Origin of the sequence: Zhihengliuella halotolerans (assembly GCF_004217565.1) — a bacterium.
GTDB classification, from domain to species: Bacteria; Actinomycetota; Actinomycetes; order Actinomycetales; family Micrococcaceae; genus Zhihengliuella; species Zhihengliuella halotolerans.
Genome location: NZ_SHLA01000001.1, coordinates 1468648 through 1492981, shown reverse-complemented (window position 1 = coordinate 1492981; position 24334 = coordinate 1468648). Strand labels below are relative to the sequence as shown.

The following is a 24334-nucleotide window of genomic DNA, read 5'->3' as shown; positions in this document are numbered from 1 at the left end:
AGCGTCCGTGGGTTAGGGTGTGTGCTGAGCGACTAGCCGATCAGGCAGTGATCCCACGAGCGAGAGGGCGACATGAGCGAGAAGTCGCAGAATCAGCGGTCCGACGAAGAGCCGGAGGAGTCGGGACAGGCGGAGGCCTCCGGCGAAATCGACGAAACGACCGCGGCCGGGGTCGTGGCACCGCGGACCGGGCGGCAGGAGGACGCCGACACCGTCGTGGGGCCCGGCCCGGCAGGACACGCTCCGATGGATGCGATGAATTTCCGCACGCCGGAGGAGGCTGCCGGTGATGCGACTCGGTTCCCGGCACGTGATGCCCTCGGGGAACCTTCTGGCTTGGATGATAGTGCCGACGCCGACGAGCCGGTCGAAAACGGGCATGCCACGGGCGCTGGCGGCTCTGCAACGCCGGAACCCGCGGCGGCGCTTACCGCCGACCGACTTCTCGCACCGCGCGACCGTGCGCCAGCCGCGGGGTGGCGACGATGGCTCTATCAGGCGACTCTCGGTCGGGTGAACGTCGGGGACTCCGACGCGGTACGCCTGCGACGGCTTCGCGAGAACGCCATCAAGGCTCAGCTGAGCGGCGGGACCAAGTACGTGACCGTGCTCTCCCGCAAGGGTGGCGTTGGTAAGACGACGGCGACGACGCTGCTGGGCATGGCTCTGGCCGAGGTGCGAGAGGACCGGATCGCGGCACTCGACGCGAACCCGGATCGCGGCACGCTCAGCGACCGTTCGCCAGGACAGGCGATCTTCACGGCACGCCAGCTCGTTCAGAATCGATACCTCGTCGATTCTTTCGCCAAGATCTCGCAGTACGCGGCCCGGCAGGGGTCCCGCCTGCACGTGCTGGCCTCTGATACGGACCCGCACGTCGCCGAGGCCTTTGACGATTCCGACTATCGTGCGGTCACCGAACTGATGGGAAAGTTCTACTCGATCGTGCTCACGGACTCCGGCACCGGAATGGTGCATTCGGTCATGCAGGGCTCGCTGGAGAAGTCGGACATGGTCGTCCTGGTCTCGGGCGCGAGCGTGGACGAGGCGCGGCTGGCCTCCGAGACCCTGTCGTGGCTCGAAGCGCACGGACGGCAGGATCTTGCGCGCAACGCGATCGTCGTGATCAACCAGTCCGCAGGACTTGCCCGCGGAGTCGACGTCGACGAGATCGAGGCCCACTTCGCGAGCCGGGTCGACTCGGTGGTGCGCCTCCCGTACGACCCGCACTTGGCGGAGGGATCCGAGGTCTCCCTGGAGCGGTTGCGTCCGACCACCCGCGAGGCCGTCATGGAGCTGGCCGCGCTCGTCGTCGACGAACTGCGCGACGCCCGCTGACAGGGCGCCGCGCAGGAGGGGGGCTACGAGGAGTAGATGTCGTCGATGACGTCCGCGTAGTCCGTGATGACCTTGGCGCGCTTGATCTTCATCGAGGGTGTCAGGTGTCCGGACTCCTCTGTGAAGTCGGACGGCACGATCCGGAACTGCTTGATCGCCTCGGCCTTCGAGACCTGTTCATTGGCCTGCGCCACGATCCGCTCGATCTCTTCGTGCAGTTGCGGGAGCTTGGCAGCCTCAGCGACGCCCACGGATCCCAGATCGTGACGCTGGAGCCAGCCGGGCAGCGCTTCTTCGTCGATCGTGACCAGCGCCGAGATGAACGGTTTCTGGTCCCCGATGACGACGCACTGGGAGACGATCGCGTGGGAGCGGATCCTGTCCTCGAGCTGGGCCGGGATGACGTTCTTGCCGCCGGCGGTCACGAGGATCTCCTTCTTGCGCCCCGTGATCCGCAAGCAGCCGTCGTCGTCCAGCTGCCCGATATCTCCGGTGTGGAACCATCCGTCGCGGATCGCCTCGGCCGTCAGATCGTCGCGCTTGTAATACCCGCGCATGACGCACACGCCCTTGGCGAGGATCTCGCCGTCGTCGGCGATTTTCACGGAGTTGCCTGGAAGCGGCGCCCCGACCGTGCCGACCTTGATGAGGTCCGGCGTGTTCACCGTGATCGGGGCTGTGGTCTCCGTCAGGCCGTAGCCCTCGAGGATCGTTACGCCGAGGCCGCGGAAGAAGTGTCCGAGTCGTTCACCGAGCGGCGCGCCGCCCGAGACGGCGTGGGTGACCTTGCCGCCCATGGCCGCGCGGATCTTGCTGTAGAGCAGCTTGTCGAACAGCTTGTGCTTGAGGTCGAGCAGCAGGCCCGGCCCGCCGTTCTCCTGTGCCCGGGACCAGGCAATCGCCGTGTCGGCGGCCGCATGAAAGATCTTGCCCTTTCCTGCGTCCTCGGCCTTGAGCATCGAGTTGTTGTACACCTTCTCGAAGACCCGCGGCACGGCCAGGAGATACGTCGGTGCGAAGCTCTGCAGATCGGGCAGCAAGTTCTTGACGTCCGGCGTATGCCCGACCCTCGTGCCGGCGGCCACGGCCAGTACGGAGATGAACCGGGCGAAGACGTGAGCCAGCGGTAGGAACATGAGGGTCGAGGACCCCGGGTACACCACCGATTTCAGGGAGGCGACCCCGTTCGCGGAGAGCTCGACGAAGTTGGAGTGGGTCAGCTCGCAACCCTTCGGGCGACCGGTTGTGCCCGAGGTGTAGATGATCGTGGCCAGCGAGTCGAGCCCGAGCGAGGCGCGCCGGGCCTCGAGGTCTTCGTCGGAGACTCCGGCACCAGCCTCGCGCAGCGCATCGAGTCCATCGTTCTCGAGCTGCCAGACGTGTTCGACCGGGAGCTGCTCCTGCTGCGCGGCCTGCCGGACGATGTTCTCGTGGCGTCCGGACTCGACGAACGCGGCCGCGGCCTCGGAATCACCGAGGATCCAGGCGACTTGCGAGGGCGAGGACGTTTCGTAGACGGGTACCGAAACGCAACCGGCGAACCAGATCGCGAAATCGACGAGCACCCATTCGTAACGCGTGCGGGACATGATGCCGATGCGCGCGCCCGGTACGATGCCCGAGGCGATCAAGCCCTTGGCTACCTTGCGAACGTCGGCACCGAAGTCCCGCGCGGTGATGTCGCGCCAGGCGTCGTTCTCCGTGGGCACGGAGAAGAGGGCCAGATTCTCGGGGCTCTCCTCCTGGCGGAGGACGAAGTCGGTGATGTTGGTGTCCGAGGGGCTGACGATCAGTGGGGCAACGCTCTTCTCGCGCACGGGACCCTCCCTAGTGAGTTGTCTTGGTGTTGATGATACGCCACGGTCGTGGCGTACATCACAGTGCTACTGAATAGTAACAAGTTTCGCGGCTGATCAGTCGCGAAGCGCCGCAGCGGCATCGAAAAATCTCAGCGTTTCGGAGAAGATGCGCTCGTCGTCGTGGTCGAGCGTTGCGACGTGGAAGCTCTTCTCCAGGCGTACGATGTGTCGCTGGCTCGGGGGCGTGCCCAGTCGGCGCTGCAGAACGGCCACGCTTGTCTCGGGGACCACGTGGTCGATCGCGGAGCGGAACACGATCGTCGGCGCGGTCACCTGCGGCAGGGTCGCGGTCGTCTGCCGCATGAGCCGCCCCAGCTGGTCTACGGCGGCCATCGGCGTTCGCGCGTAGGCCTGCTCATCCTGCCCGGGCCGTGCGATGTCATTGGCGATAGCGGCGACCGACCGGATGCCCAGCTTGAGGGCGCGGGCGGCGTGTGCGGTCGGGTTCGCGAACGTGAGCGCAGGGTTCACCAGTGCCAGCCCCGCCGGCGAACGGCGGGCAGCAAGATCGAGGGCCAGCGCGCCGCCCATCGACAGGCCGCAGACGTAGACCCGGTCGTGGTTGCGTTGGAGCTCGTCGAACGCGGTCCTGACGGCGGCTCGCCAGGCCGACCACGGAGTGCGTGCGAGATCGGGCCAACTCGTGCAGTGCCCGGGCAGTACGGGCAGGCTCACCGCGTATCCGGCGTCGAGCAGGAACTCGGCCCACGGTCGCATGCTCGCGGGGGAGGAGGTGAAGCCGTGGATGACGAGGGCGGCGACCCCGGGCCGCTTTCCGGAAGTCGGGCGGGCCATGACGGGTGCGGTCAGCGAGGCGGGCAGGTGCGAGAGACGCGGAGGCGGGACGCCGTCGTCGTCCGTCGCCCGGGGCTGGATCGGGTTCGATGATGCGCTCATGGGACTCCTGAGAGAGAAGCGAATCGGACGCGGGGAGCACCCGCGGCTGGGTTGTGCCTAAAGTAGAGCCTAGACGACTGCCGCTCGTCATCCGGCCTGCGCCGGACCGGGCGCCACGCGAACAACTGGCGGAAGGCGAACCCCGTGTTCTATTGGGTGATGAAGCGGCTCTTTATCGGACCGTTGGTGAAGATGCTGTTCCGGCCGTGGGTGAAGGGGCTCGACAACGTGCCGGCCGAAGGCGGGGCCATCCTGGCCAGCAACCATCTCTCCGTCTCGGACTCGGTGTTCCTCCCGGTCGAAGTGGAACGGCCTGTCGTGTTTCTGGCCAAGAGCGACTACTTCACGGGGCGCGGATTGAAGGGCAAGGTCACCGCGGCGTTCTTCCGCATGACGAATCAGCTGCCCATGGACCGTTCGGGTGGCAAGGCGTCCGAGCAGTCGCTCGGCGCAGGGGAGAAGACGCTCCTCGACGGAAATCTCCTCGGCATCTACCCCGAGGGCACCCGCAGCCCGGACGGCCGGCTCTACCGGGGTAAACTCGGGGTCGCGAAGCTGGCTCTGGCGACCGGCGTGCCCGTGATTCCCATCGCGATGATCGGCACGGACAAGGTTCAGCCGATCGGCAAGACGGTGCCGAACATCCGGCGCGTCGGCATGATCATCGGCGAACCGCTGGATTTCTCGCGCTACGCGGGCCTCGAAGACGACCGCTTTGTGCAGCGCTCGGTGACGGACGAGATCATGTACGCGATCATGCGCCTGTCGGGGCAGGAGTATGCGGACGTCTACGCCACCACGGTCAAGAATCAGCTTGCGGCCGAGCGCAAGGCGGCAGCGGCGAAGGCCGCGCGGGTCGACCGCGGCGGTGCGGACGCGGCCTGAACCGCGTGTGGTGCCCATATTACGGACCGAAGTACGGGCCGGGCCCGGTTGGGTTCTACTCTGGTAGTTGTGAGCGAGACTGGAACCGAATCCGCGCCGTTGACGGCGCCTGTCCCTGGCCCTGCGACTGACCCCGGGCTCGACGCCTGGCGCGAGCTGCCGATCAAACAGCAGCCGAGCTGGAGCGGCACCGACGAGCATCGGCGTGCCGTCGACGAGCTGGCATCTTTGCCGCCACTGGTCTTTGCCGGAGAGGTCGACATTCTCCGCGAACGCCTGGCCGAGGCGGCGAAGGGCCGCGCCTTCCTGCTGCAGGGAGGTGACTGCGCCGAGACCTTCGAAGGAGCGACCGCCGACCGGATCAGTGCCCGCGTCAAGACGATCCTGCAGATGTCCGTGGTGCTGACCTACGGCGCCTCGATGCCCGTGATCAAGATGGGGCGCATGGCCGGGCAGTTCGCCAAGCCGCGCTCCTCCGACATGGAGACTCGCGATGGCGTGACGCTGCCGGCCTTCCGCGGCGAGATCGTCAACGGCTACGACTTCACCGAGGAGTCCCGCCGGCATGACCCGGCACGCATGGTGCAGGCGTACCACACATCGGCCTCGACCCTGAATCTGATTCGGGCGTTCACGCAGGGCGGCTTCGCCGACCTGCGCGCCGTGCACCAGTGGAACCAGGGCTTCCGCGCCAACCCGGCCTACAAGCAGTACGAGTCCCTCGCTGCGGAGATTGACCGCGCGGTGCGCTTCATGGAGGCGTGCGGTGCCGACTTCGAGGCGCTCAAGCGGACCGAGTTCTTTGCCGCGCACGAGGCCTTGCTGCTCGACTACGAGCGCCCGCTGACACGCACGGACTCTCGCACGGGCCAGCCCTACGACACCTCCGGCCACTTCCTGTGGATCGGTGAGCGGACCCGCGAACTGGACGGGGCGCACGTTGATTTCCTCTCGCGCGTGCGCAACCCGATCGGCGTCAAGCTCGGCCCGACGACGACCCCGGACGACGCTCTCGCTCTGATCGACAAGCTGGACCCCACCCGCGAGCCGGGCCGCTTGACCTTCATCTCCCGCATGGGCGCGCAGAACATCCGCGAGAAGCTGCCGAACCTCGTCGAGAAGGTCACCGCCTCCGGCGCGGAGGTCGTCTGGGTGACGGACCCGATGCACGGCAACACGGTCACGAGCGCCAACGGTTACAAGACCCGCCGGTTCGACGACGTCATGGACGAGGTCCGCGGATTCTTCGAAGTCCACGACAGCCTCGGGACGGTCGCCGGCGGCCTGCACGTGGAGATGACGGGCGACGACGTCGCCGAGTGCCTCGGCGGAGCCGACCCGATCCGTGAGGAGCAGTTCGACGACCTCTACGAGTCGCTCTGCGATCCACGCCTCAACCACCGGCAGTCCCTCGAGATGGCCTTCCTCGTCTCGGGCGCGTTGGCCGCCCGCGGTCCGCGCGGCTGACAGCGAACCATTCCGTACGACGGCGTCCGGCGCCCCGCTGTGGGGCGCCGGACGCCGTCGTTGTAGGGTGCAACCATGTATCTCGACGTGGACTACCTCACACCGATGCTGCAGGTCTCCGTGGCGATACTGTTCGTGCTGGCCGCGCTGCCGCTGTGCCTGCACGCCCTGGCCCGGTGGATCCGATTCCGTCGCGAGGCCGAGGGGCGCCGCACCTACGCGCTCCGCAGCAGCATCCGGATCGAGGCCGTCGTCGGCGGCGCTCTCGTCGCGGCGACGGTGGTCTTCGCCGGGTTCGGGCTGGCTGGCCTGACGACGGCCGGGGAGAACCTTCAGCGCAACATCCACCGGGCTTACCCGGACGTCGAAACGATCGAGTCCTACGCCTGGAACGGTTCGGCAGCCGTCGTCGACGTCGTGATGACCACGGGCGAGCGGCACGTTTCGCGGCAGGTGACGATCCTCGCCGACGGCCGGCCCCTGCTGGACCTGCCGCAGGACGACGCCGAGGACTGATCAGACCACAGTTATCGTGATCGTCGAACCTTCGGCCGCGCTGCCGTCTGCGGGGTCCTGGTCGCGCACGGTGCCGAAGTAGCCGCCGAGGATCTTCTCGACTTCGACGTCGAACCCCAGCTCCTTCAGCTCGGCCTCGGCAGTGCTGGCCTGCTGGCCGACGAAGTTCGGGACGTCGATCATCCGCGGGCCCTTGGAGACGATGTACGAAACCGTGCCGCCGCGCTCCAGCTTGCCCTTCGCGGGATCCTGGGAGATGACGTGGCCCTTCGGCACGGAGGTGCTGAACTCTTCGCCGTCCGTCGCACCCGCGAGCCCGGCGGCCGTCAGCAGTCGATCGGCCGCGTCTCGTGTTTCGCCCGTGACGTCGGGTACGTCGACCGGGGCCGGGCCGAGTGAGACGACGAAGGAGACCTCGGTGCCGCGGCGTACCTGTTCGTCGGCCGCAGGTTCTTGGTCCAGCACTTCCCCAGCGGCAATCGACTCATCGTGGGACTCTTCGACCTTGCCTGTAACCAGTTCGGCGCGACTGATGGCGTTCTCGGCGTCGTCCTGCGTCCGCCCGCGGATATTGGGGACGGCAAAGAGCTCCGGACCGCGGGAAACGATGAGCTCGACGTCCTGGTAGCGGCGGATCGCGTTGTTCGCGGGTGGGTTCGTGCCTACGACCAGGCCTTCGTCGAGCTTGTCGTCGTAGACGTCGGAACGCGCCGAATCGACGCCGAGGGCGGTCAGCTCTGCCGCCGCCTCCGCGGCCGGCCGGCCTTGGAGGACGGGAACGGTGACCTGAGCGCCGGGGCCCATGCCGAAGAACCAGCCAGCCGTGCCAAGCACAGCCGCCAGTACGAGCACCAGCACCGCCCACAGCCATGCGCGCCGCCGCGGGTGCGACTCTAGAGTCTCCAGGGGGATCTGGGCCTGTTTCTTCCACTGTTTCCGCTCGCGCTTGGCGGTTCGCCGGGCCGCGCGGGCCGAGGGTGCTGCCGTCGTGACCTCTTCGGGCGCCGAAGCAGGGGAGGGAACGTCCAACGCGCGGGTTGCATCTTTGTGGGCCGGGATCACCGTGGTTGCGTCGCTTCGCGCGGCAATGACCTCGGTGGCGCCGCTCTCCGCCACTGGAGGGCCGACGACAACGGTGTCCGCGGCGGAAGTTCCGGTCCCCAGGTCGAGCTGCGCGTCGGTCAAGGAACTGGCGATGTGCCGGAGTTCGCCCAGAAGCGCGCCGGCGTCGTGCGGACGGTTCTCGGGATTCTTCGCGGTGCACCACTCGACTAGCTCGTCGAGGTCGGTGGCTAGGCCCGGGACGACCGTGGAAGGGGCGGGCACAGCCTCGTTGACGTGTTTGAATGCGACGTTGATGGGCAGCTCGGCAGTGAACGGCTGCCGCCCGGTGAGGAGCTCGAACAACATGATGCCGACAGCGTAGATGTCGCTTCGCTCGTCAGCTGGCTCGCCCGTGACCAGCTCGGGGGAGATGTAGGCGACGGTGCCCACGAGCGTGCCCGAGGAGGTGTTGTTGCTCGCGGCGCGGGCCAGACCGAAGTCCGCCACCTTGACGCGCCCGTCCTTGGTCAGAAGCACGTTCTCCGGCTTCATGTCGCGGTGGACCAGACCGGCGTCGTGCGCGGCGGAGAGACCTTCCACCACGGCGTCCATGAGTTTCAGCGTGTGCCGCGGGGCGAGTCGACCATGTTCGCGCAGTACGTGGCGCAGGGTCTGTCCGCGCACGTACTCCATCACCAGGTAGGCGTTCTCGCCGTCGATTCCCTGATCGAGCACGTTCACCACGTGCGGGTGCGAGAGTTTGGCCGCGTTGATGGCCTCGTCCTCGAAGCGCTCGACAGTCTTCGGGTCCTGGGCCAGATGCGGGTACAGGATTTTAAGGGCGACCTCCCGGTGAAGTCGCTGGTCAGTGGCCAGATACACGGTGGACATGCCGCCGCGGGCCAGACGGGAGTCCACCCGGTACCGGCCATCGATCGTTGCCCCGAAAAGGGGGTCGCTTCCCTGTGCTGCCACCATCCGATCGTAGCGACTCGGTGCAGGATTCCTGCGGATCAACGCGGTGGCGCGGTAGGGCGGGGGAGGTGGAAACAGCGACGGCGGGTCGCCCCGGAGAGTGGGGCGGCCCGCCGTCGTCGGCCGGTTCTGTTAGGAAGCGCGCCGGGCGCGTGCTGCGCGGCGCTTGAGGGCGCGGCGCTCGTCTTCGCTCATGCCGCCCCAGACGCCGGCATCCTGGCCACTCTCGATGGCCCACTGCAGGCAGGTGTCGATCACCTCGCACGTGCGGCACACGCTCTTGGCCTCTTCAATCTGGAGCAAGGCCGGGCCCGTGTTCCCGACGGGGAAGAAAAGCTCCGGGTCCTTTTCCAGGCAGGCCGCGCGACTACGCCAATCCATGCTTGATGATGCTCCTTGGTGTGGGGTGAAGTATGAGGTCAGAATCCTGCAGGCGGTCGCCCGAGCGGTTCCGAGGTGCGGCGAACGTATTTGAGCACAAAAGGCCGTATCCGTAGGCTGCCAATCAAGATTGTCACGTTACGGATACGTAAACAAGGGTCTAACAAGAGAAAATGGCGCGTGACGATGAGGTCTTCATCACAACCATGGCATAGGGTGCCCGCCCGGCGGAAGGGCTGCCGTGACCGCATCGTCGGGTCGGTAGGGTATTTGCATGACCGAATCCTTTGACGCCGAGAATCGGGAGGGCCACGGCCCTCGAGTGCGCCCTGCGGCCGTGGTTGTCGTGGTGGCCATCGTCCTCCTCGAGGCGCTGGCCGTTCTGGGGGTTGCCGTTGCGCATGCTGCGCAGCTCGGCCAGCCCGGCCCCGTGGGTCTGCCCGGGAGGCTGTTCCTCCTGCTGGTCATGCTTGGCGCGGCCGCCTGGCAGGTGTGGGTCGGGTTGAGCTTCGCCCGTGGCCGGGCCTGGACGAGGGCGGCGATCGTGGTGTGGCAGGTCTTTCAGATCATCCTTGCCGTGCCCATGGTTAATCCAGGCAATTCCACGACGACGACGGTGTTCGGCTGGGCGTTGCTCGTGCCCGCGGCGGTGGGGATCCTGCTGGTGTTCAGTGGCGCGACGATGCGGCACCTGGCTGCTACCGAAAAGCTCGGTCGCACATAGCGTCCGCGGTCCACTCGCCGAGGCGGGCTGGCCTCGGGGCGGTCGTCCACAGGCCGCATGCGTGACGGACGGCTCACGATTTTCGCCAGTGCGGGGCGCCGATCTCGCATTTGCCGTGCCGGCCGACCGGGCGGCGCCTGTCCGGCAGGTGTTTCGGGCCTGAGGATGGCCCGGTCAGGATTCCGTCATCTGGCCTTCCGGGCGCGCTTAGCTCCGCTCGGCGCGGGTGAGGCAGTACTCGTTCTGGCGCCCTCCCGCGATGGGATCGCCCGCTGTTGGCGGGGCTGCGAATGACGAAAGTTATCCACAATTCCTCAGATGCGGTTGGTATTGCCACCTCATGCTGGATAGCCTCTGTTATGCCTAATTGGTTGTTATTTCCACATGGGCTGACACGGAGCGCCAGCCGATCTGAAGGGAAGTCTCGCGGTGGACGGAGTTCGAATTGTCGAGGAGGAAGTCCGCGAAGTCATTCGGCTGCGCGGATTAGATCCCGCGCGTGAGAGCAATGAGGTCCGTCGCATCGTTTACGAAGCGGTGCGGGACTACGACGAACGATCGATGCGCGGCACGTTGCCGCAGCTCGGGGCACTCGACGAAGTCAACCGTGAGGTGTTCGACGCGGTTGCTGGCTTCGGCCCGCTGCAGCCACTTCTGGACGACCCGACTATCGAGGAAATCTGGATCAACAGCCCGACTCAGGTCTTCTGCGCGCGTGGCGGTACGAGTGAGCTGACGTCCATCCGGTTGTCGGACGAGCAGGTCGAGACGCTCGTCGAGCGGATGCTCAAGCCTTCCGGGCGGCGGTTGGACCTGTCTTCACCGTTCGTCGATGCTGCGCTCCCTGACGGTTCGCGCCTGCACGTCGTGATTCCCGACATCACCCGCCGGCACTGGTCGGTCAACATTCGAAAGTTCGTTGCTCGGGCCCAGCGCATCGACCAACTCGTCGACCTCGGGTCTCTGACCCCCTCGGCGGCTCAGTACCTGCAGGCCGCCATCTCGAGCGGCATGAACGTGCTCGTCTCCGGCGCGACGCAGGCCGGCAAGACCACGATGCTCAACTGCCTCACGTCCGCCATTGGCGTGCGCGAACGTGTTGTCACCATCGAGGAGATCTTTGAACTCCAGGTGAACCGCCGCGACGTCGTCGCGATGCAGTGCCGGCAGGCCAACCTCGAAGGCGGGGGCGAAATCACCATGCGCCGCCTCGTCAAGGAGGCTCTGCGCATGCGTCCCGACCGCGTCATCATCGGTGAGGTCCGCGAGGCGGAATCGCTGGACATGCTGATCGCGATGAACGCCGGTCTCCCCGCGATGGCCAGCATCCACGCGAACAGCGCGCGCGACGCCATCACCAAGATCTGCACTCTTCCGCTGCTGGCCGGCGAGAACATTTCGGCACAGTTCGTCGTGCCGACCGTCGCGACCAGCATCGACCTCGTCGTCCACTGCGAGCGTACGGCCGGTGGCCATCGACAGGTCTCCGAGATCGTCAAACTCGGACAGCGCGTGGAGAACGGCGTGATCGAAACCTCGCAGCTCTTCCACCGGGTCGGCGGGGAACTTGTCGTCAACAACAATGCGGAGCTGGCGCATGACAAGCTCGAGCGGGCCGGTGTCGACGTCGCCGGACTGGTGGAGGTCCTGGCGTGAGCCTCCTGCTCGGCCTCACGCTCGGCATGGGATTCTTCCTCGTCTGGCGTTCGGCGTGGGTGGTCCCCGAGGCGGCTGCCCGGGTGCGTGCGTCGAGCCGCGTCGAGCGGCTCATCCTGCGCTCCGGAATCCAGAATCTTTCCCAGCGCGGATTCATCACCGCAACGGCGATCTGCGGCGTTGTCTGCGCGTTCATCGTCCTGCTCGCGACGACCTCGCCGATTATGGCGGTCCTCTTCGGTTCCTTCGGTTCGGCGATTCCGTGGGCGGTGCTTCGCTGGCGCGCCGGAAAGCGCGCGGCGGCCCTGCGCGAGCAATGGCCCGAGGTCGTCGACCATCTGCGGTCGGCCATCCGCGCCGGCCTGCCGCTGCCGGATGCGCTCGCGCAACTCAGTACGCAGGGGCCCGCAGATCTGCAGCCACACTTTCGAGAATTCGCCCTCGACTATCGGGCCAGCGGCCGGTTCAACGACGCTGCGGAGCGCTTGCGCTACCGGCTCGCCGATCCGGTCGCTGACAAGATCATTACCGCCCTGCGCATCACCCGCGAGGTCGGCGGTTCCGACCTGGGGCAGATGCTGTCCACCTTGAGCAGCTTCCTGCGTGAGAGTGCGCGTACCCGCGGCGAGCTCGAAGCGCGGCAGTCCTGGACCGTCAACGCCGCCCGCTTGGCCGTCGGCGCACCGTGGGCCATCCTCCTGCTGCTCTCCATGCAACCTCAGGCCGTTGCCGCATACTCTTCGTGGACGGGTGTCGGCGTCCTGCTCGGCGGCCTGGTCGTCTCCCTGATCTGCTACCGCGTCATGCTGCGCATCGGGTCCCTGCCGGAAGAAGAGCGGGTGATCAAATGAGCCAGATCCTGACGTGGTCGCTCGCTGTCGGCTGTGCGCTCGGGGCCGGCCTCTGGCTGGTCTTCGTCCGCATGCCGGCAATGCGCGTCGTCACCTTCGCGGACCGGGTCGCCCCGCAGCTGCGGTCGAACGTGGCCAGGTCCCGGCTGCTCGGGGGAGGGGAGCCACGGGAGGCGGCACTCGGGCCGATCAGTACCCTCTTCGGCCCCGTTCTCGGGGACATCACGGCGTGGGTCAACAGGATCAACCCGGTCAGCGGCAATTTGCAGGCGCGTTTACGCAAGGCGGGGCTGCGGATGACGACGACGGAGTTCCGAGCGTCTCAGCTCGGCTGGGCCGGCTTCGGTCTACTGCTCTCGCTTACCTGGGCTGTGTTCGGCACCGTCGCCGGGCAGACGCACTGGTTCGTGGCGACGATCTTGGTCGTCGTCGCGACCGTCTCGGGATACTTGCTGCGTGAGTGGTATCTCGGGGAGCAGATCCAGCGCCGGAGCCGGCGGATCCTCAGCCAGTTCCCCAGCGTGGCGGAGCTGCTCGCGCTCGCTGTCGCCGCAGGAGAGAGTACGACGGGCGCGGTCGAGCGCATTTCGCGCATCGTGGAGGGCGACCTGGCGGACGAATTTCAGCTCACCCTGGCCGACCTGCGGTCCGGGACGCCGTTGACAACCGCGCTCAACCGGATGTCCGACCGGGTCGAGCTTTCAGCGATGACGCGATTTGTTGACGCGTTGACCGTGGCGGTCGAACGCGGGACGCCGATCGCCGAAGTCGTCCGTGCCCAAGCCCAGGACGTCCGTGACGCGGCGAAGCGCGAACTGATGGAGACGGCCGGCAAGAAGGAGATCGGGATGCTGGCTCCCGTCGTCTTCGGGGTCCTTCCCTTGACCATCGTGTTCGCTGTCTACCCGGGCTTGTCCCTGATCGACCTCAACCTCTAGACCAAGCAAGCATCACACCCACCAGGAGATAAACCATGAAGAACCTCATCAAACAGGGCGGCCTCGGCCACGCAGTCCTCATTGCCTCGATGACCTTCGTCCTCGTTTTGACCGAGCGCGTCCGCCGCGAAGAACGCGGTGACGTCCCGGGATGGGTCATGATCACGCTCATGACGCGTACCTAATCTCACCCGCGCTCGCCGAAGGCCGGCGGCTCCTCCCACAGCCCGGCCACCAGCACTTCGGCGACGGGCCTGCCTGGCCGCACCAGCACTGGATGGATCAGTCGTGAGAGCATGTCCCGCCGCACCTCTACCGGCAGCACGTCCCAATCCCGCAGCAGATCCGGGACCAGCTGCTCCGCTGGCCGGGAGACGGTGACCCGCACAGCCCGCAGCGCCGTCTCGGCCTCCTTGAACTCCGCATCCGTGCTCGCCTTCAACCGCTCGTACACCTCACGCGACACCTCGTCGTCCATGTACCGCGTCGTGAGGTTGTCGAGCCGGTTCTCCAGCTTGATCATCCGCCGCGCCAACACCGCCTCACTCGGCCCCGCGCTCGCCGTCCGGGTCGGGCGCTTGACCGTGCCGGCCGCCGTGGTGATCTCCGCCTGCACCTCCTGCAGCCAGCCCAGGACGGCCACCTCGACTACGGGAGCCGTGACGTACCCGCCCGAGTGTGATCGCTTCTCCGCCGCTGCCTTGCACCGGTACTTCGGCTTGCGTGCCGACCCGAAGAGGCCCGCGTGCATCGTCGACCCGCACTCGCACCGGATCAACCCCGACAGCAGGTACGGGGACTTCTCACCACGCCGACGCGTCCGACGCGTCTCACGCCGTGCCAGATACTCCTGGAACATCTCCTCGCTGATCACCGGCTCATGCACGCCCTTCACGCGCTCGCCGTGACGGGTGAAGTAGCCGGCGCCGAAGCCGGTGTCGAGCATGCGGCGGATGGTGCGTGCGGACCAGAGGCCGTCGGCGCTGACGCCGTACCCGGTGGCCGGGCGGGTGGGGCCCTCGTTGGCCCAGGCGACGAGGCTGTAGACGGACTGACCGGCGTTGTAGCGGGCGTACATCTCCGCAAGGACGGGGCCGGTGACGGGGTCGGGGATGAAACCGTCCTCCTTGGTGTACTGGTAGCCGAAGCGCGGCTTTCCGTTGGCGGGCCGGCCGGAGCGGACGCGGCGCTCGTGGGCTTCTTTCCAGACGTCGCCGATTCGCTCGGACTCGAAGGCCGCGAACTCGGTCAACATGCCGCGGGCGAGCCGGCCGGTCGAAGTGGAGACGTCGAGGGGCTCGGTGGCGGACTCGATGCGGCCGCCGGCGGTCTCGACCTTGTCGGCGGCCACTGCCCAGTCAAGACGCGATCGGGAGAGGCGCGACCACTTCCAGAGGACGATGACGTCGACGGTCCCGTCCGCGACCATCGACATGACGCGCTGGACGGCCGGCCGGTTCCAGGTGCGACCGCTGATGCCGGGGTCGGATTCCACGCCGACGACCTCGTAGCCGCTCTTCGCGGCGTAATCGCGCCCTGCGGTCTCTTGGAGCTCGAGGCTGATTGATTCCTCACGGAAGGTGGATTGACGCAGGTAGAGGACCGCACGCGGCTTCTGGCGCTTGTTCTGTTGCGGGGTGGTCACGTTGGACTCCGGTGGCGTGGGCTGACTTATGAATCGGCGGGAGGCTCGCTCGGCGCGTCGAAGAAGTCGGCGGGTACGGTGTCGGCGAGGACCGTGATCTTCTGCAGGACGTGCTGTTGCTGTCCTTGGACTCCACCGCGGTGGATGATCTGGATTTCAGCCTGCACGAACTTCTTGTATGCGGCGGCAGAGTCCATGATCAGTTGCTTCGGCAAGCGGCCCTTGATGTACGTCCCGTCGGCTTTCCTGAGGTCGAACACGTCGCGGACATCACTGCCCGTCACCCACTCGCCTTCGACGATGAGTGGTTCCTCTTCAAGGCCCAGTGTCTTGATCGTGCTCTTCAGGTACTGGGCGTCTTGTGTGCGGACCGTGACGGGTGTTGACGTCGGGGTGCGATCGCTGATTTCGATGGTCGCCCCGAGTTCGATGCACCGTTCGGCGAACCGGCGCATGGCTGCGGTGGCCTGGTATCCGATGTCGACGAGGGCGTTCTCGAGTTCGAGGTCGTCGCCCGGCTCATGGTCGACGGTCGCGCGAAGGACGGAGAGGACCTCGTCGATCGTGGAAGCCGTCGGCGCGGGGGTCTGGTCGTCGATGATCGGGTGCGCCGTCTGCCCGTCTATCGGGCGGTGGGAGGGCTCGCGTTCTTCGACGGCAGTGGCGGGCGGGCAGACGAGTTCCATCACGACGGAGCCCGCGGTGGCGGGCACAACCCAGAGGCCGAGCTTCTCGCGGATGTTGTCGGTGATCGTCTTGTACGGCTCCGCCAGATTGCGGTTGACGAGAGCGACGACAGCGTCGTTCAACGCCACCATGGCTTTGAGTATCTGGTTCGCGGGGCCCGCATGGCCCTGAATCGCGCCGTGTTCGAAGTGCGCGCGGAAGCCTTTTTGCACTTCGAGCGTGGCCCCTTGGACCTCGTCACGGAGTGCTTCGAGGCTGGTCCGGTTGGCTTGGGTCATCCAGTCGTCATCGGCGCTCGGCCGGTACTGCTCGAGGACGTCTTCGACATCGCGAAGGAATCCGGCGAGTCCGGTTCCGTAGCTACTCATCGATGATCACCTCCAGGCAACCTTTCGAGGGCGTCCCGGCCCCTTGGCGCTCGAGCTGCCACCAGTTCTTCCAGTAGCGCTCGGCTTCGAGGCCGAGATTGTGGTTCGGATGGGATGTGGGGATCTGCACGAATCCGTAGACGTCCAAGCCTACTGTGCGTTCAAGCCAGGGGACAGGCGTTGTCTTGTAGCGGTCTCGAGGTGAGACCCAGCAGGACGTCACGGTGTTGAGGATCTCGGGGATGGGTTTGGAGAGGCTTCCGTCCACGATGGGAGAGCAGTCGATGTCTCGCGGGTACATCTTGTCAGATGTGAAGCTGCCGTCAACGAGGACTCGCTCGACATGCAGTCCGAGATCTCGCATGAGCTTGACGTAGTCGAGAAGGTCCTTGGCGAGTTGCGCGCGATGGTTCTCGTCTGGCCGATTCGTAACGAGGTGTGCGATCACGGCTGACATGCCGACGACGTGCACGCCCACAGGTGGCACGCGTCGCCCGTCGGCACCCATGACCAGATCCGGCATTGGCCCCCCAACAGTTACCGGCATTACTCGGCTGGCCTCCGCTCCTGGTCCTTCCTCGATTGACGGATGATCGCCTCGGCGTCATCTGCGGCAGAGGTCGTCTTCGTCTCCCGGTACTCCTGCCATGTCGGATCCATTAGTGGACCCGTCTTCTGTTCCTGGCCAGCGTGGTTGCTACCCACCGCCGCCTGTTGGTCGTGTGGAGGTTCTTCTGTCCGTGGGTCTTTTGCATGGCGTGCCTCGCTGGCTAGCTGGACCAGCTCCTGGACGACCGACTTGACCGCATCGCGGGCCGAGTCCGGGAGCTCTGACGCGCCGGCGACGATGATCGCGCTGTCATTGTCGTCGCCAACGGTGAGTCCGAGCGAACGTGCGGCAGCTCGAAGCAGCGTCTCGATCGAGTGGCCTGTTCCGCGTGAGAGACCGCGGAGCGAATCGGGGTCCGGGAAGTTCTTGAGGACTCCAGTGGCGTACTGGTTGAGGCGTTGCGGGCTTGGCTTGCCGCCGCACAGCTTCGAGAGCGAGTCGTACGACAGCGGCTTGGTGTCGCGCTGACGGGCGGCCTCGATGAGGTCTGCGAGCGTTCGTTCGGTCATCACGTCCCTAGCGTCGCTGGATGGTTCCATGCGTGTCCATTCAACGATCTTAGGCACTGCCTAAGGGTGCAGGCGAACGACACCGGCGAATTTGCCTAACAAGAAGTTTCGGAAAATCCTCGTGCCGCACAGTCATCCCGCGCAATCCGCCGTCAACGCCTTGCCAAGTTGCCTAACAATGGTTTACGTTCTATCTAGCAGCACTTGACGAATACCGCCTAAGGGGGATTAGATGAACCAGCAAGCACGGACCATGACCCGGACTCAGCGAAGGAGGTGGCCAACTGGAATGCGAATGCGCCTCGTAGCGCGAGACTCACTTGAGGCTCGAATGGAACGGAAAGGCTGGTCCAATCGACGACTGGCAAAGTACGCCGAATGCGCACCGGGAACGATTGACAACCTGCTCTGCGGACGCACCCAGTCCCTCAATAAGGGGCGCACTGCGGAACTCATCTGCGAGGCACTCGACGTCCCCCTGGATGTCTACTTTGTGCCCGAAATATCAAGCAACACGAGTGAGAACGTCAAGCGTGCCGGGTAGCGCGGCGCTCGCCGTTTGCAAATGAAAATGCCCCCAGCCGGTGCAACGGCTGGAGGCGTGATTTCGGAAGGGAAATCAATGCCAAGTCTACAGAACAAGGAGCCGGCCGCGATGGTTGGTGCTGTCATGACGCGGGAGGACTGCATCCGCTCGGCGGCCGGCGTGTACGCGGCCTGGCTGTCCACGAGCGCGGCGGCCGAAGCGATCGCCGCGGCCAAGACGAACCAGGAGGCAGCCTGATGCGTGTCGAGTTCAGATGCGAGCACTGCGACTACGCGACGGGGATCTTTGGCACGACCGACGCCGAGGTGGACGACCTGACCGACTACTACGACTGGTGCGACGAGGTCGACGCCCACGAACGCGAGTGCCAGAAGCGGGTCGAGGCCGAGGCAGCCGCCCGGCGGGAGCGTGACGCGGCGCCGGTGGCGGACCATGTCGTGGACTACGTCGCGCAGGCGACCGCGCTGCTTGCCCGGGCGGATCGTGCTGAGGCCACTCGTCAGCCGATGCTCGCGGCCACGTACCGGAAGGCCGCTGAGACGCGGATCCTCCGGGCCCGGATCTCGCTGCGGCACCGCCAACTCGAGGAGGCGGCGCCGGTCTGGTGTCGGCAGGTCGCGCTGAAGGGGCCCGAGGCCTTGGTCCTGGCCGTGGCCGACGAGCTGCGCGTGGACGACGCCCTGGCCGAGATGGGGCAGCCGCCGATCGGCGCTGTGCTGTCGGCACGGTGGAAGGCGGTCGCGTGATGGCCCGCCGCCCGTACAAGACGTACGCGACGCTCTGGCTGAAGCTGCGCCTGGCAGACGCCCAGGGCCACAAGTACCGGCAGACGTGGATCTCCGTTGGCTTCCGCGATGACCAGCACCTCCGCAAGCTGGTCGAGGCCGCGGCGCTGGGCCTCTGGCCGGGGAAGCGGGTCCACGTGGACGTGACGACGCTGCGTCAGCCGCGAGGGGCGACGATCACGCTCGCGGGCCAGGACGAGCCGTGTGCGTGGTTCGGGCTGAACCCGGAGCCGCCGGCGGCCGCGGATGCGCCGTCTCTGTTCGAGGCCGGTGGTGCCCGATGATGCGGCCAGCCCCCGCAGTCGCGGCCCACCGGCGCCGCGCCCTGGTCTGGGCGCCGCTGGTGGTAACTCTCGGCGCGATCTACCTGATGACTTTCCACCTGATGAACGGCGCGACGGTGCTCGCGGCCGGCCTGATGCTGGCCGCCGCACTTGGCGCGGTCCTCGACGACGGGAGCAAGAACGAATGAGTGATCTAGCGAAGCGACTCCGAATGATGGAGGACGACCTGAAATCGCAGTCGGAGACGGTTCGGCTTTTGCGGGTGCCGGTGACCGAGGCGGAGTTCCTCGGCAACGTGAGCCCGCTGCAGGACGCCGTGACACGGGCACTCGTGGCCACGGCGGACATCGACTCCGCGCTTACTCGGCATGTGGACGTCGCGGATTCAGAGTTGGCGGCGCTGCTCGAGCGGCAAGACCTCGCCGGGCAGGCGGCGGCGGATATGCGCCTCGCGGCCGAGGCGCAGATCGAGAAGGCCCGGGCAGGACTGGCGGATGGGGCGCCGGCGATGGAGGTCGCCGCCGTCATCGCGGCGGCGTTCACGTCGCTGGTCGAGGCGCACACGTACGAGCAGGCGGCCGCGCACGAGCGGACCCGCGAGCACACCAGAACGAACGACAAGGGGGAATCCCATGATGAAGCTTGAGACCATCCAGATCGAGAAGATCCGACCGAACGCGGCGAACATCAGGACGGTCGCGGACGATGACCACATCGAGCGCCTGGCCGGCGATATCAAGACGATGGGCGTGCAGAACCCGCTCCGTGTCTACCCGGACCCGGACGTGGACGGCGACTACCGCTTGCAGGATGGGCACCGCCGGCGCCTAGCCGCGATCCGCGCCAACTTGTCGGAGGTGCCGTGCGTCGTCGTCGACGAGCCGCAGACGCACGAGCTCGGCGATCTCGACGTCATGATGACGACCGGTCGGAATCACAAGCTCCTGACTGTCGCTGAGGAAGCGCAGGCGTTCCAGACGATGCTGGACCTCGGCCGCAGTGAGTCCACGATCGGCAAGAAGTTCAAGCAGCCGCGATCGGCAGTGTTGGCGAAGGCCCGGGTGACGAAGGCGCCGGAGGACATTCAGAAGAAGTACGCGACGGGGCAGTTGTCGATCGATGCGCTGATCGAGCTGCAGAAGGTCGAGGACGCCGGCGATCCCGAGGTCACGGCCCAGGTGCACGAGTCCTTGGGTGGTGCCCGGTGGGCTCTGGATCGGGACGGCATGATCCGCCTGATCGGGTCCGCACGCGGGACGGTCGCTAAGCGACGTGAAGTGCAGCAGCTCGAGGCGGTCGGCGCGAAGCAGGGAAAGTACGACATCGCCTACGACGGCAGGCACAAGCAGGTGACGGACGAGCTCTCGGACGAGGAGCACGCAGCAGCCGGTCACAAGTTCTTGGTTCACGACGCCGGGCTCGAAGGCGGCGAGGTGGAGACAAAATGGTTCGCGCCGACGTCGACACCGAAGGTCGCCCTGACGGAGGCGGAGAAGGCTCGCAAGGAGCTGCTGCGGGCGCTGCGTGGGCAGCTCCCGGTCTCGGCGGAGGTGAGACACCGCCACTACATCGACCGTGTCCAGGATCGGCAGGCCGGCGGCTATCCGGCGGACTTGGACATGCTGCGTCGGCTGCTCGAGCGCGAGGTCTATTCGGTGCCGGACGAGATCCTCGTCGAGGTCACGGGGATCCCGAAGGGGTTCGAAGGTGACTACTACGGGCACGCGAAGGAGTGGAACGCGTGGCGTGACCGACTGGAGAAGAAGATCCAGAAGTTCTCGTGGCAGCAGCTCGTCCGGCTCGCGACGCTCGGTGAGTACTGGGACGCCGCCGAGAAGCCGCTGGCGAAGCCGGAGGGTTGGCAGATCCGGGGCGAGCGTGCGCACATGCGCCGCATTTGGCAGGAGAACGTGGCGGCCTGGTTCGGGCACGAGTGGGACTCGGTCGAACAGCAGGCGATGGGCGTGCGGGAGCCGGAGACCGAGCCCGCGAGCGACGCCGACGGAGGCGAGGACGAGGCGGCGGACGATGACGCCGCGTAGTTCCCAAGCAGCCCCGAGCGTTCAGGCGCAGGCGTCCTCGATGCTCGAGGTACCCGAAATGCTCCGGGACGCGGCGTGCGCGGGCATGGACCCGGACCTGGCGGACGAGATGTTTTTCCCGGGTTCGAACTGGGATCCGAACCGGTACGACATGGCCCGGCGCCGCTGTGAATCGTGTCCAGTCCGTGAGGCGTGCCTCGAGCATGCTCTCGCAGGCGAGCGTGGGGCCGCATCGAACCGGGCGGGAATGTTCGGCGGGAAGACTCCGGAGGAGCGGGCGAACATCCATCGGCGAAGGCGTGCAGCCGAGCGGAAGGCGTCATGACCGCGGACGTGTACGAGATGTTGTGGCCGATCACGGGTGAGGACCGCCGGACACCTCCGGCGTTGGGCGAGTTGCCACCGCTCCTCCAGGAGGGGATGCCGGCGCTCGTCGTCGCACTGGACGAGGCCGGACTGGTCCCGCAGGCCCCGCCCGAGGCTGTCGTCGTCGAGACCTCCCGGCACCCTTGGACGGCTGCGGCCCCCGAGTTCGCCGGGTGCCCGTACGCGCTCCGGATGCGAGTCCCGGTCGCGCGGCGCCGACGACCGTAAACCACCGCCCCGGCCGTCGGCCGGGGCACCACGGCCCGTATAGGCAAGCCACGCCAGCCACACGATCAGTCTTCCCCCAACTGCTGATTGTTCGGCCGGGCGGCACTCGGTTCGAATCCGGGACGGGCCCCTCAGAAGAAGACCAACCACCGAAGGAGTACACCGTGACGAGAAGACAGCCGATCGGACCGGACTGCCGGGACGGCAAGCACCAGGGGTGCGCCGGGCAGGCGCTCGACGAGCAGGCCGACGTGGTCGTCGCCTGCGCCTGCTGCCAGACTCACGCCGAGGATGCGGCGCCCAAGATCGAAGTGTGGGAAACCGAAGTCCCGGACTTCGTCATCTTCGGTACGCACGACCGCACTGCTGCGCTGGAGGCGGCGCGCACGTTCTACACGGACGTCGCAGGCGTTGAGGTGCCAGAGGACCTCGACGAGATCGTCGGCGACGCCGTCGCATACTGGGCCGACCCAGCAGTGAAGGACGAAGAGCTTTGGCCGGACGAGTCGGTCAGCAAGGATCCCGTCGCCGGCTGGACGCCATTCCTGGTGGTGGGGCTATGAGCGCCATCGCCCTGCAGATCATCGAAGCCAACCACGCCGAAGGCGTGTTCTGGGCCCTCGACGGCGTCCTGTTCCAGGCGGCAGAGGAGTGCCAAGCCGCTATGTCGGGCATCCGTCCGGAGCCGCACGACTCCGAAGCCGATCGGCACTACTTCGTGGACGTCCTCGACGAAGACGACAGCCCCCTCAGAGAGATCGCGATCAGCCAGGCGACCGCCGAGCACCTCGCCGGCCGCACCGTCGGCCAGCAGCGCAAGGCCGCCAAGAACCGCGAGCGTGCCCGAAAAGCCCGCCTGGCGCCGAAGCCGACGAAGGGGCGGGTGAGCCTTCTCAGCATCGGCGCGGACGAGTACGACATCGCTGATGACGAGTTGTTTGTCGGCATCAGCGTCCCTCGGGTCGAGGCCGCCGACCTCCGACTCGGGAGCACAGTGGTCCTGCACCGTGGCGGTGATGCGCTGTGAGCACCAGAGTCACCCAGCGTGACCATTACCTGCAGGAGGCCAACGAGGCCGCCGGTCAGGCCATCGCCCGGGCACTCGGCCACGACTGGAACCGGCTCTCTGTCAGCACCCAAGCAGAGCTCGCGCTCGCCGGTCGGGCGGCCGTCGACGCCGCGTCGCCCTGGCTCGAGCTGACCGTCCTCAAGAAGTGGCTGGGGAAGGTCGGCGCCGCGCCGGCGGTCCGGGACTGGATGGAGCGGGAGATCAATCTCCTGATGCGCCACCTGCGCGCGGCGGCGGGGCCGCGCGGATGAGCGCCGACGACGACCCGTGGAAGTGCCAGAGCTGCGGCCAGACCTATGTCGTCCAGTCGCTGGCACGTCATTGCGAGCAGAAACACAACAACGAGAGAGGGGAGGGGACGCGTGCCGTTCTTCATGGTCGACGACCAGCTCCACGTGAATCGCAAGGCGACGATGCTGGCCGAGGAGGCGCTGGAGAATGACCTCCTGGGCATCGGCGCGATGGGGCTGTGGACCATGGCCGGCAGCGTGTGCCAGGCCGCACTCACGGACGGTCTGATCTCCGAGCGCCAGCTGGTGAAGATCCTGCTCAACAAGGATGCAGTCGATCTCCTGGCCGGCAAGCTCGTCGAGGTCGGTCTCTGGCACGGGTCCGGGCATGACTGCGAGTCGTGCCCGTCCGTGGCGGCCGGCAGCTTCCTGTTCCACGACTGGTTTTCCCTTGGCTACGATCGCGGAGCCGACGTGCGGCTCGCTCGAGACAAGCGGAAAGAACTCAAGGACGCGAAGCTGATCGCCGCCGTCTGGGCGCGGGACTGCACGGACGCACCGAACGCAACCCGGGCCCGATGCCGGTACTGCGGCACCGAGGTCAAGCGGGCCACGCAGAAGGGCGACCGCCGCCCCGAGCTGGATCATGTGGACCCGACGAAAGCCGTCGGCCCCTCGAACGTCGTGATCGCCTGTGCAACGTGCAACCGCCAGAAGGGCAGAAGAACCCCAGAGCAGGCCGGATTCACGCTGAGACCGGCTCCGGAGCGTGCCACCGCACGCGCAACGGTCGAGCGACCAGCACCCGAGGGTGCTGGCACCGCTCCCGTCGCGCCGAGCGAGCACGACGCCGTCGAGCCGCAGCAGGACCCCGCCGCCAGGTTCAATGCCCGGGTGGACGCGAAACCGGCCCGAAGACCGGTCCCGCCGGCGGAGGAACGGAACGAAAATCCGATCGAACTCGATAATGCGGACCGATCGGATCCGATATCGGAGGAGAAAGCTGTCCACGGGCGTACGCACGCGGGCACGCGGGCTGGCAGGGCAGGGCAGGGTACTGAAGGGTTAACAAGTGGGTCACCAGCGGGCCAGCCCCGCTCGATCCCTCAGCCCTCCAGCAAGAGCCGGCGCCGTGGGAAGCGGGGAAAGAAAGCCGACCCCGTGAGTACTGGGCCTGAGACGGGAACTGATGCGGGTGCTGCACCCGAGGTCTCGACCGGAGGACGGTTCGGATCCCCGTGGCACGGGTGGAGTGGTAGGCCCTCGTCGGTCACGGAGACGACGTGTCCGGATCACGGTCTGGAGATGCCCTGCCGGAAGTGCCAGGACACCAGCGAATCGGGTGGTCATCGTGCCTGAGTGCCGATGGCCGAGCGACTGCAACTGCACCGGCTGCGTGAACCGGTGGGTCGACGAGCGAGAGCAGCGGGAGG

30 protein-coding genes are annotated in these 24334 nt (G+C 66.8%); 22 read left to right on the top strand and 8 right to left on the bottom strand.

The features are described 5' to 3' along the window. The first annotated feature begins 72 nt into the window (after positions 1-72). On the top strand, positions 73-1338 hold the full coding sequence (locus EV380_RS06755; RefSeq protein WP_130450236.1) for a MinD/ParA family ATP-binding protein: 1266 nt from the start codon (positions 73-75) through the stop codon (positions 1336-1338). Between the two features lie 23 nt (positions 1339-1361). Here the strand turns inward: EV380_RS06755 and EV380_RS06750 are convergent, their stop codons facing one another. Both EV380_RS06750 and EV380_RS06745 read right to left on the bottom strand, forming a co-directional pair. Then, positions 1362-3155: an AMP-dependent synthetase/ligase gene (locus EV380_RS06750; protein WP_130450234.1), complete on the bottom strand. Its 1794-nt coding sequence runs from the start codon at positions 3153-3155 to the stop codon at positions 1362-1364. Between the two features lie 96 nt (positions 3156-3251). Continuing rightward, entirely contained in the window at positions 3252-4094 is an 843-nt protein-coding gene (locus EV380_RS06745; RefSeq protein WP_242607525.1) for an alpha/beta hydrolase, read from the bottom strand. A gap of 144 nt (positions 4095-4238) precedes the next feature. On the opposite strand from EV380_RS06745, the gene EV380_RS06740 reads away from it, so the two are divergent. From EV380_RS06740 to EV380_RS06730, 3 genes are all read left to right on the top strand, one after another. After that, complete coding sequence (locus EV380_RS06740; RefSeq protein ID WP_102157845.1) at positions 4239-4979, top strand: lysophospholipid acyltransferase family protein; 741 nt, start codon at positions 4239-4241, stop codon at positions 4977-4979. A gap of 69 nt (positions 4980-5048) precedes the next feature. Beyond that, a complete protein-coding gene (locus tag EV380_RS06735; protein WP_180967256.1) occupies positions 5049-6446 on the top strand; it encodes a class II 3-deoxy-7-phosphoheptulonate synthase in 1398 nt (465 codons plus the stop codon). Between the two features lie 75 nt (positions 6447-6521). Next, positions 6522-6962, top strand: a complete 441-nt coding sequence (locus EV380_RS06730) for a hypothetical protein (protein WP_130450233.1) — start codon at positions 6522-6524, stop codon at positions 6960-6962. On the opposite strand, the gene pknB is transcribed toward EV380_RS06730, so the two are convergent. Together pknB and EV380_RS06720 are read right to left on the bottom strand one after the other, a co-directional pair. Further along, positions 6963-8984, bottom strand: a complete 2022-nt coding sequence (gene pknB, locus EV380_RS06725) for a Stk1 family PASTA domain-containing Ser/Thr kinase (protein WP_130450231.1) — start codon at positions 8982-8984, stop codon at positions 6963-6965. A gap of 129 nt (positions 8985-9113) precedes the next feature. Then, positions 9114-9362 carry a WhiB family transcriptional regulator gene (locus EV380_RS06720; RefSeq protein ID WP_102157788.1) on the bottom strand — a complete coding sequence of 83 codons (249 nt, stop codon included), beginning with the start codon at positions 9360-9362 and terminating at the stop codon, positions 9114-9116. 274 nt (positions 9363-9636) lie between these two features. On the opposite strand from EV380_RS06720, the gene EV380_RS06715 reads away from it, so the two are divergent. The 5 genes from EV380_RS06715 (at position 9637) to EV380_RS16585 (ending at position 13716) form a co-directional block, all read left to right on the top strand. Beyond that, a complete protein-coding gene (locus EV380_RS06715) occupies positions 9637-10086 on the top strand; it encodes a hypothetical protein (RefSeq protein WP_130450229.1) in 450 nt (149 codons plus the stop codon). Positions 10087-10515: 429 nt separating this feature from the next. Further along, on the top strand, positions 10516-11742 hold the full coding sequence (locus EV380_RS06710; RefSeq protein WP_130450227.1) for a TadA family conjugal transfer-associated ATPase: 1227 nt from the start codon (positions 10516-10518) through the stop codon (positions 11740-11742). Next, positions 11739-12593, top strand: coding sequence for a type II secretion system F family protein (locus EV380_RS06705; protein WP_102157791.1), 855 nt, complete (start codon positions 11739-11741; stop codon positions 12591-12593). Before EV380_RS06710 ends, EV380_RS06705 begins: the two co-directional genes overlap by 4 nt. Further along, positions 12590-13531 (top strand): type II secretion system F family protein, encoded by a 942-nt coding sequence (locus tag EV380_RS06700; protein WP_130450225.1) that lies wholly within the window; start codon positions 12590-12592, stop codon positions 13529-13531. Before EV380_RS06705 ends, EV380_RS06700 begins: the two co-directional genes overlap by 4 nt. A 35-nt stretch (positions 13532-13566) precedes the next feature. Continuing rightward, the gene (locus EV380_RS16585; protein WP_165391904.1) at positions 13567-13716 is read left to right on the top strand and encodes a hypothetical protein; all 150 of its coding nucleotides are present in this window, start codon (positions 13567-13569) and stop codon (positions 13714-13716) included. Positions 13717-13718: 2 nt separating this feature from the next. On the opposite strand, the gene EV380_RS06695 is transcribed toward EV380_RS16585, so the two are convergent. The 4 genes from EV380_RS06695 to EV380_RS06680 are packed head-to-tail and all read right to left on the bottom strand — an operon-like array spanning position 13719 to position 17407. Beyond that, complete coding sequence (locus tag EV380_RS06695; RefSeq protein ID WP_130450223.1) at positions 13719-15176, bottom strand: recombinase family protein; 1458 nt, start codon at positions 15174-15176, stop codon at positions 13719-13721. Positions 15177-15202: 26 nt separating this feature from the next. Beyond that, on the bottom strand, positions 15203-16231 hold the full coding sequence (locus EV380_RS06690; RefSeq protein WP_130450221.1) for a hypothetical protein: 1029 nt from the start codon (positions 16229-16231) through the stop codon (positions 15203-15205). Then, complete coding sequence (locus tag EV380_RS06685) at positions 16224-16754, bottom strand: DUF6932 family protein (RefSeq protein WP_130450219.1); 531 nt, start codon at positions 16752-16754, stop codon at positions 16224-16226. The genes EV380_RS06690 and EV380_RS06685 overlap by 8 nt, the downstream gene beginning before the upstream one ends. 23 nt (positions 16755-16777) lie before the next feature. Next, positions 16778-17407 (bottom strand): hypothetical protein, encoded by a 630-nt coding sequence (locus EV380_RS06680; RefSeq protein WP_130450217.1) that lies wholly within the window; start codon positions 17405-17407, stop codon positions 16778-16780. 274 nt (positions 17408-17681) lie between these two features. On the opposite strand from EV380_RS06680, the gene EV380_RS16745 reads away from it, so the two are divergent. The 13 genes from EV380_RS16745 (at position 17682) to EV380_RS06630 (ending at position 24260) form a co-directional block, all read left to right on the top strand. Then, positions 17682-17894 carry a helix-turn-helix domain-containing protein gene (locus EV380_RS16745; RefSeq protein WP_207219347.1) on the top strand — a complete coding sequence of 71 codons (213 nt, stop codon included), beginning with the start codon at positions 17682-17684 and terminating at the stop codon, positions 17892-17894. Positions 17895-17972: 78 nt separating this feature from the next. Then, entirely contained in the window at positions 17973-18134 is a 162-nt protein-coding gene (locus EV380_RS16580; RefSeq protein ID WP_165391903.1) for a hypothetical protein, read from the top strand. After that, positions 18134-18643 carry a hypothetical protein gene (locus tag EV380_RS06675; protein WP_130450215.1) on the top strand — a complete coding sequence of 170 codons (510 nt, stop codon included), beginning with the start codon at positions 18134-18136 and terminating at the stop codon, positions 18641-18643. Before EV380_RS16580 ends, EV380_RS06675 begins: the two co-directional genes overlap by 1 nt. Next, a complete protein-coding gene (locus EV380_RS06670; RefSeq protein WP_130450213.1) occupies positions 18640-18966 on the top strand; it encodes a hypothetical protein in 327 nt (108 codons plus the stop codon). Before EV380_RS06675 ends, EV380_RS06670 begins: the two co-directional genes overlap by 4 nt. Next, positions 18963-19154: a hypothetical protein gene (locus EV380_RS06665; protein WP_130450210.1), complete on the top strand. Its 192-nt coding sequence runs from the start codon at positions 18963-18965 to the stop codon at positions 19152-19154. Before EV380_RS06670 ends, EV380_RS06665 begins: the two co-directional genes overlap by 4 nt. Further along, positions 19151-19612, top strand: a complete 462-nt coding sequence (locus EV380_RS16575) for a hypothetical protein (protein WP_165391902.1) — start codon at positions 19151-19153, stop codon at positions 19610-19612. Before EV380_RS06665 ends, EV380_RS16575 begins: the two co-directional genes overlap by 4 nt. Then, positions 19599-21008: a ParB/RepB/Spo0J family partition protein gene (locus EV380_RS06660; protein WP_165391901.1), complete on the top strand. Its 1410-nt coding sequence runs from the start codon at positions 19599-19601 to the stop codon at positions 21006-21008. Before EV380_RS16575 ends, EV380_RS06660 begins: the two co-directional genes overlap by 14 nt. After that, positions 20995-21333, top strand: a complete 339-nt coding sequence (locus tag EV380_RS17025; RefSeq protein WP_130450206.1) for a WhiB family transcriptional regulator — start codon at positions 20995-20997, stop codon at positions 21331-21333. The genes EV380_RS06660 and EV380_RS17025 overlap by 14 nt, the downstream gene beginning before the upstream one ends. Continuing rightward, positions 21330-21602 (top strand): hypothetical protein, encoded by a 273-nt coding sequence (locus tag EV380_RS06650; RefSeq protein WP_130450204.1) that lies wholly within the window; start codon positions 21330-21332, stop codon positions 21600-21602. The genes EV380_RS17025 and EV380_RS06650 overlap by 4 nt, the downstream gene beginning before the upstream one ends. A gap of 164 nt (positions 21603-21766) precedes the next feature. Further along, entirely contained in the window at positions 21767-22165 is a 399-nt protein-coding gene (locus EV380_RS06645) for a hypothetical protein (protein WP_130450202.1), read from the top strand. Then, on the top strand, positions 22162-22629 hold the full coding sequence (locus tag EV380_RS06640; RefSeq protein ID WP_130450200.1) for a hypothetical protein: 468 nt from the start codon (positions 22162-22164) through the stop codon (positions 22627-22629). Before EV380_RS06645 ends, EV380_RS06640 begins: the two co-directional genes overlap by 4 nt. Further along, a complete protein-coding gene (locus tag EV380_RS06635) occupies positions 22626-22922 on the top strand; it encodes a hypothetical protein (protein WP_130450198.1) in 297 nt (98 codons plus the stop codon). The genes EV380_RS06640 and EV380_RS06635 overlap by 4 nt, the downstream gene beginning before the upstream one ends. 111 nt (positions 22923-23033) lie before the next feature. Further along, positions 23034-24260, top strand: coding sequence for an HNH endonuclease (locus EV380_RS06630; protein ID WP_207219345.1), 1227 nt, complete (start codon positions 23034-23036; stop codon positions 24258-24260). Positions 24261-24334: the final 74 nt, after the last annotated feature.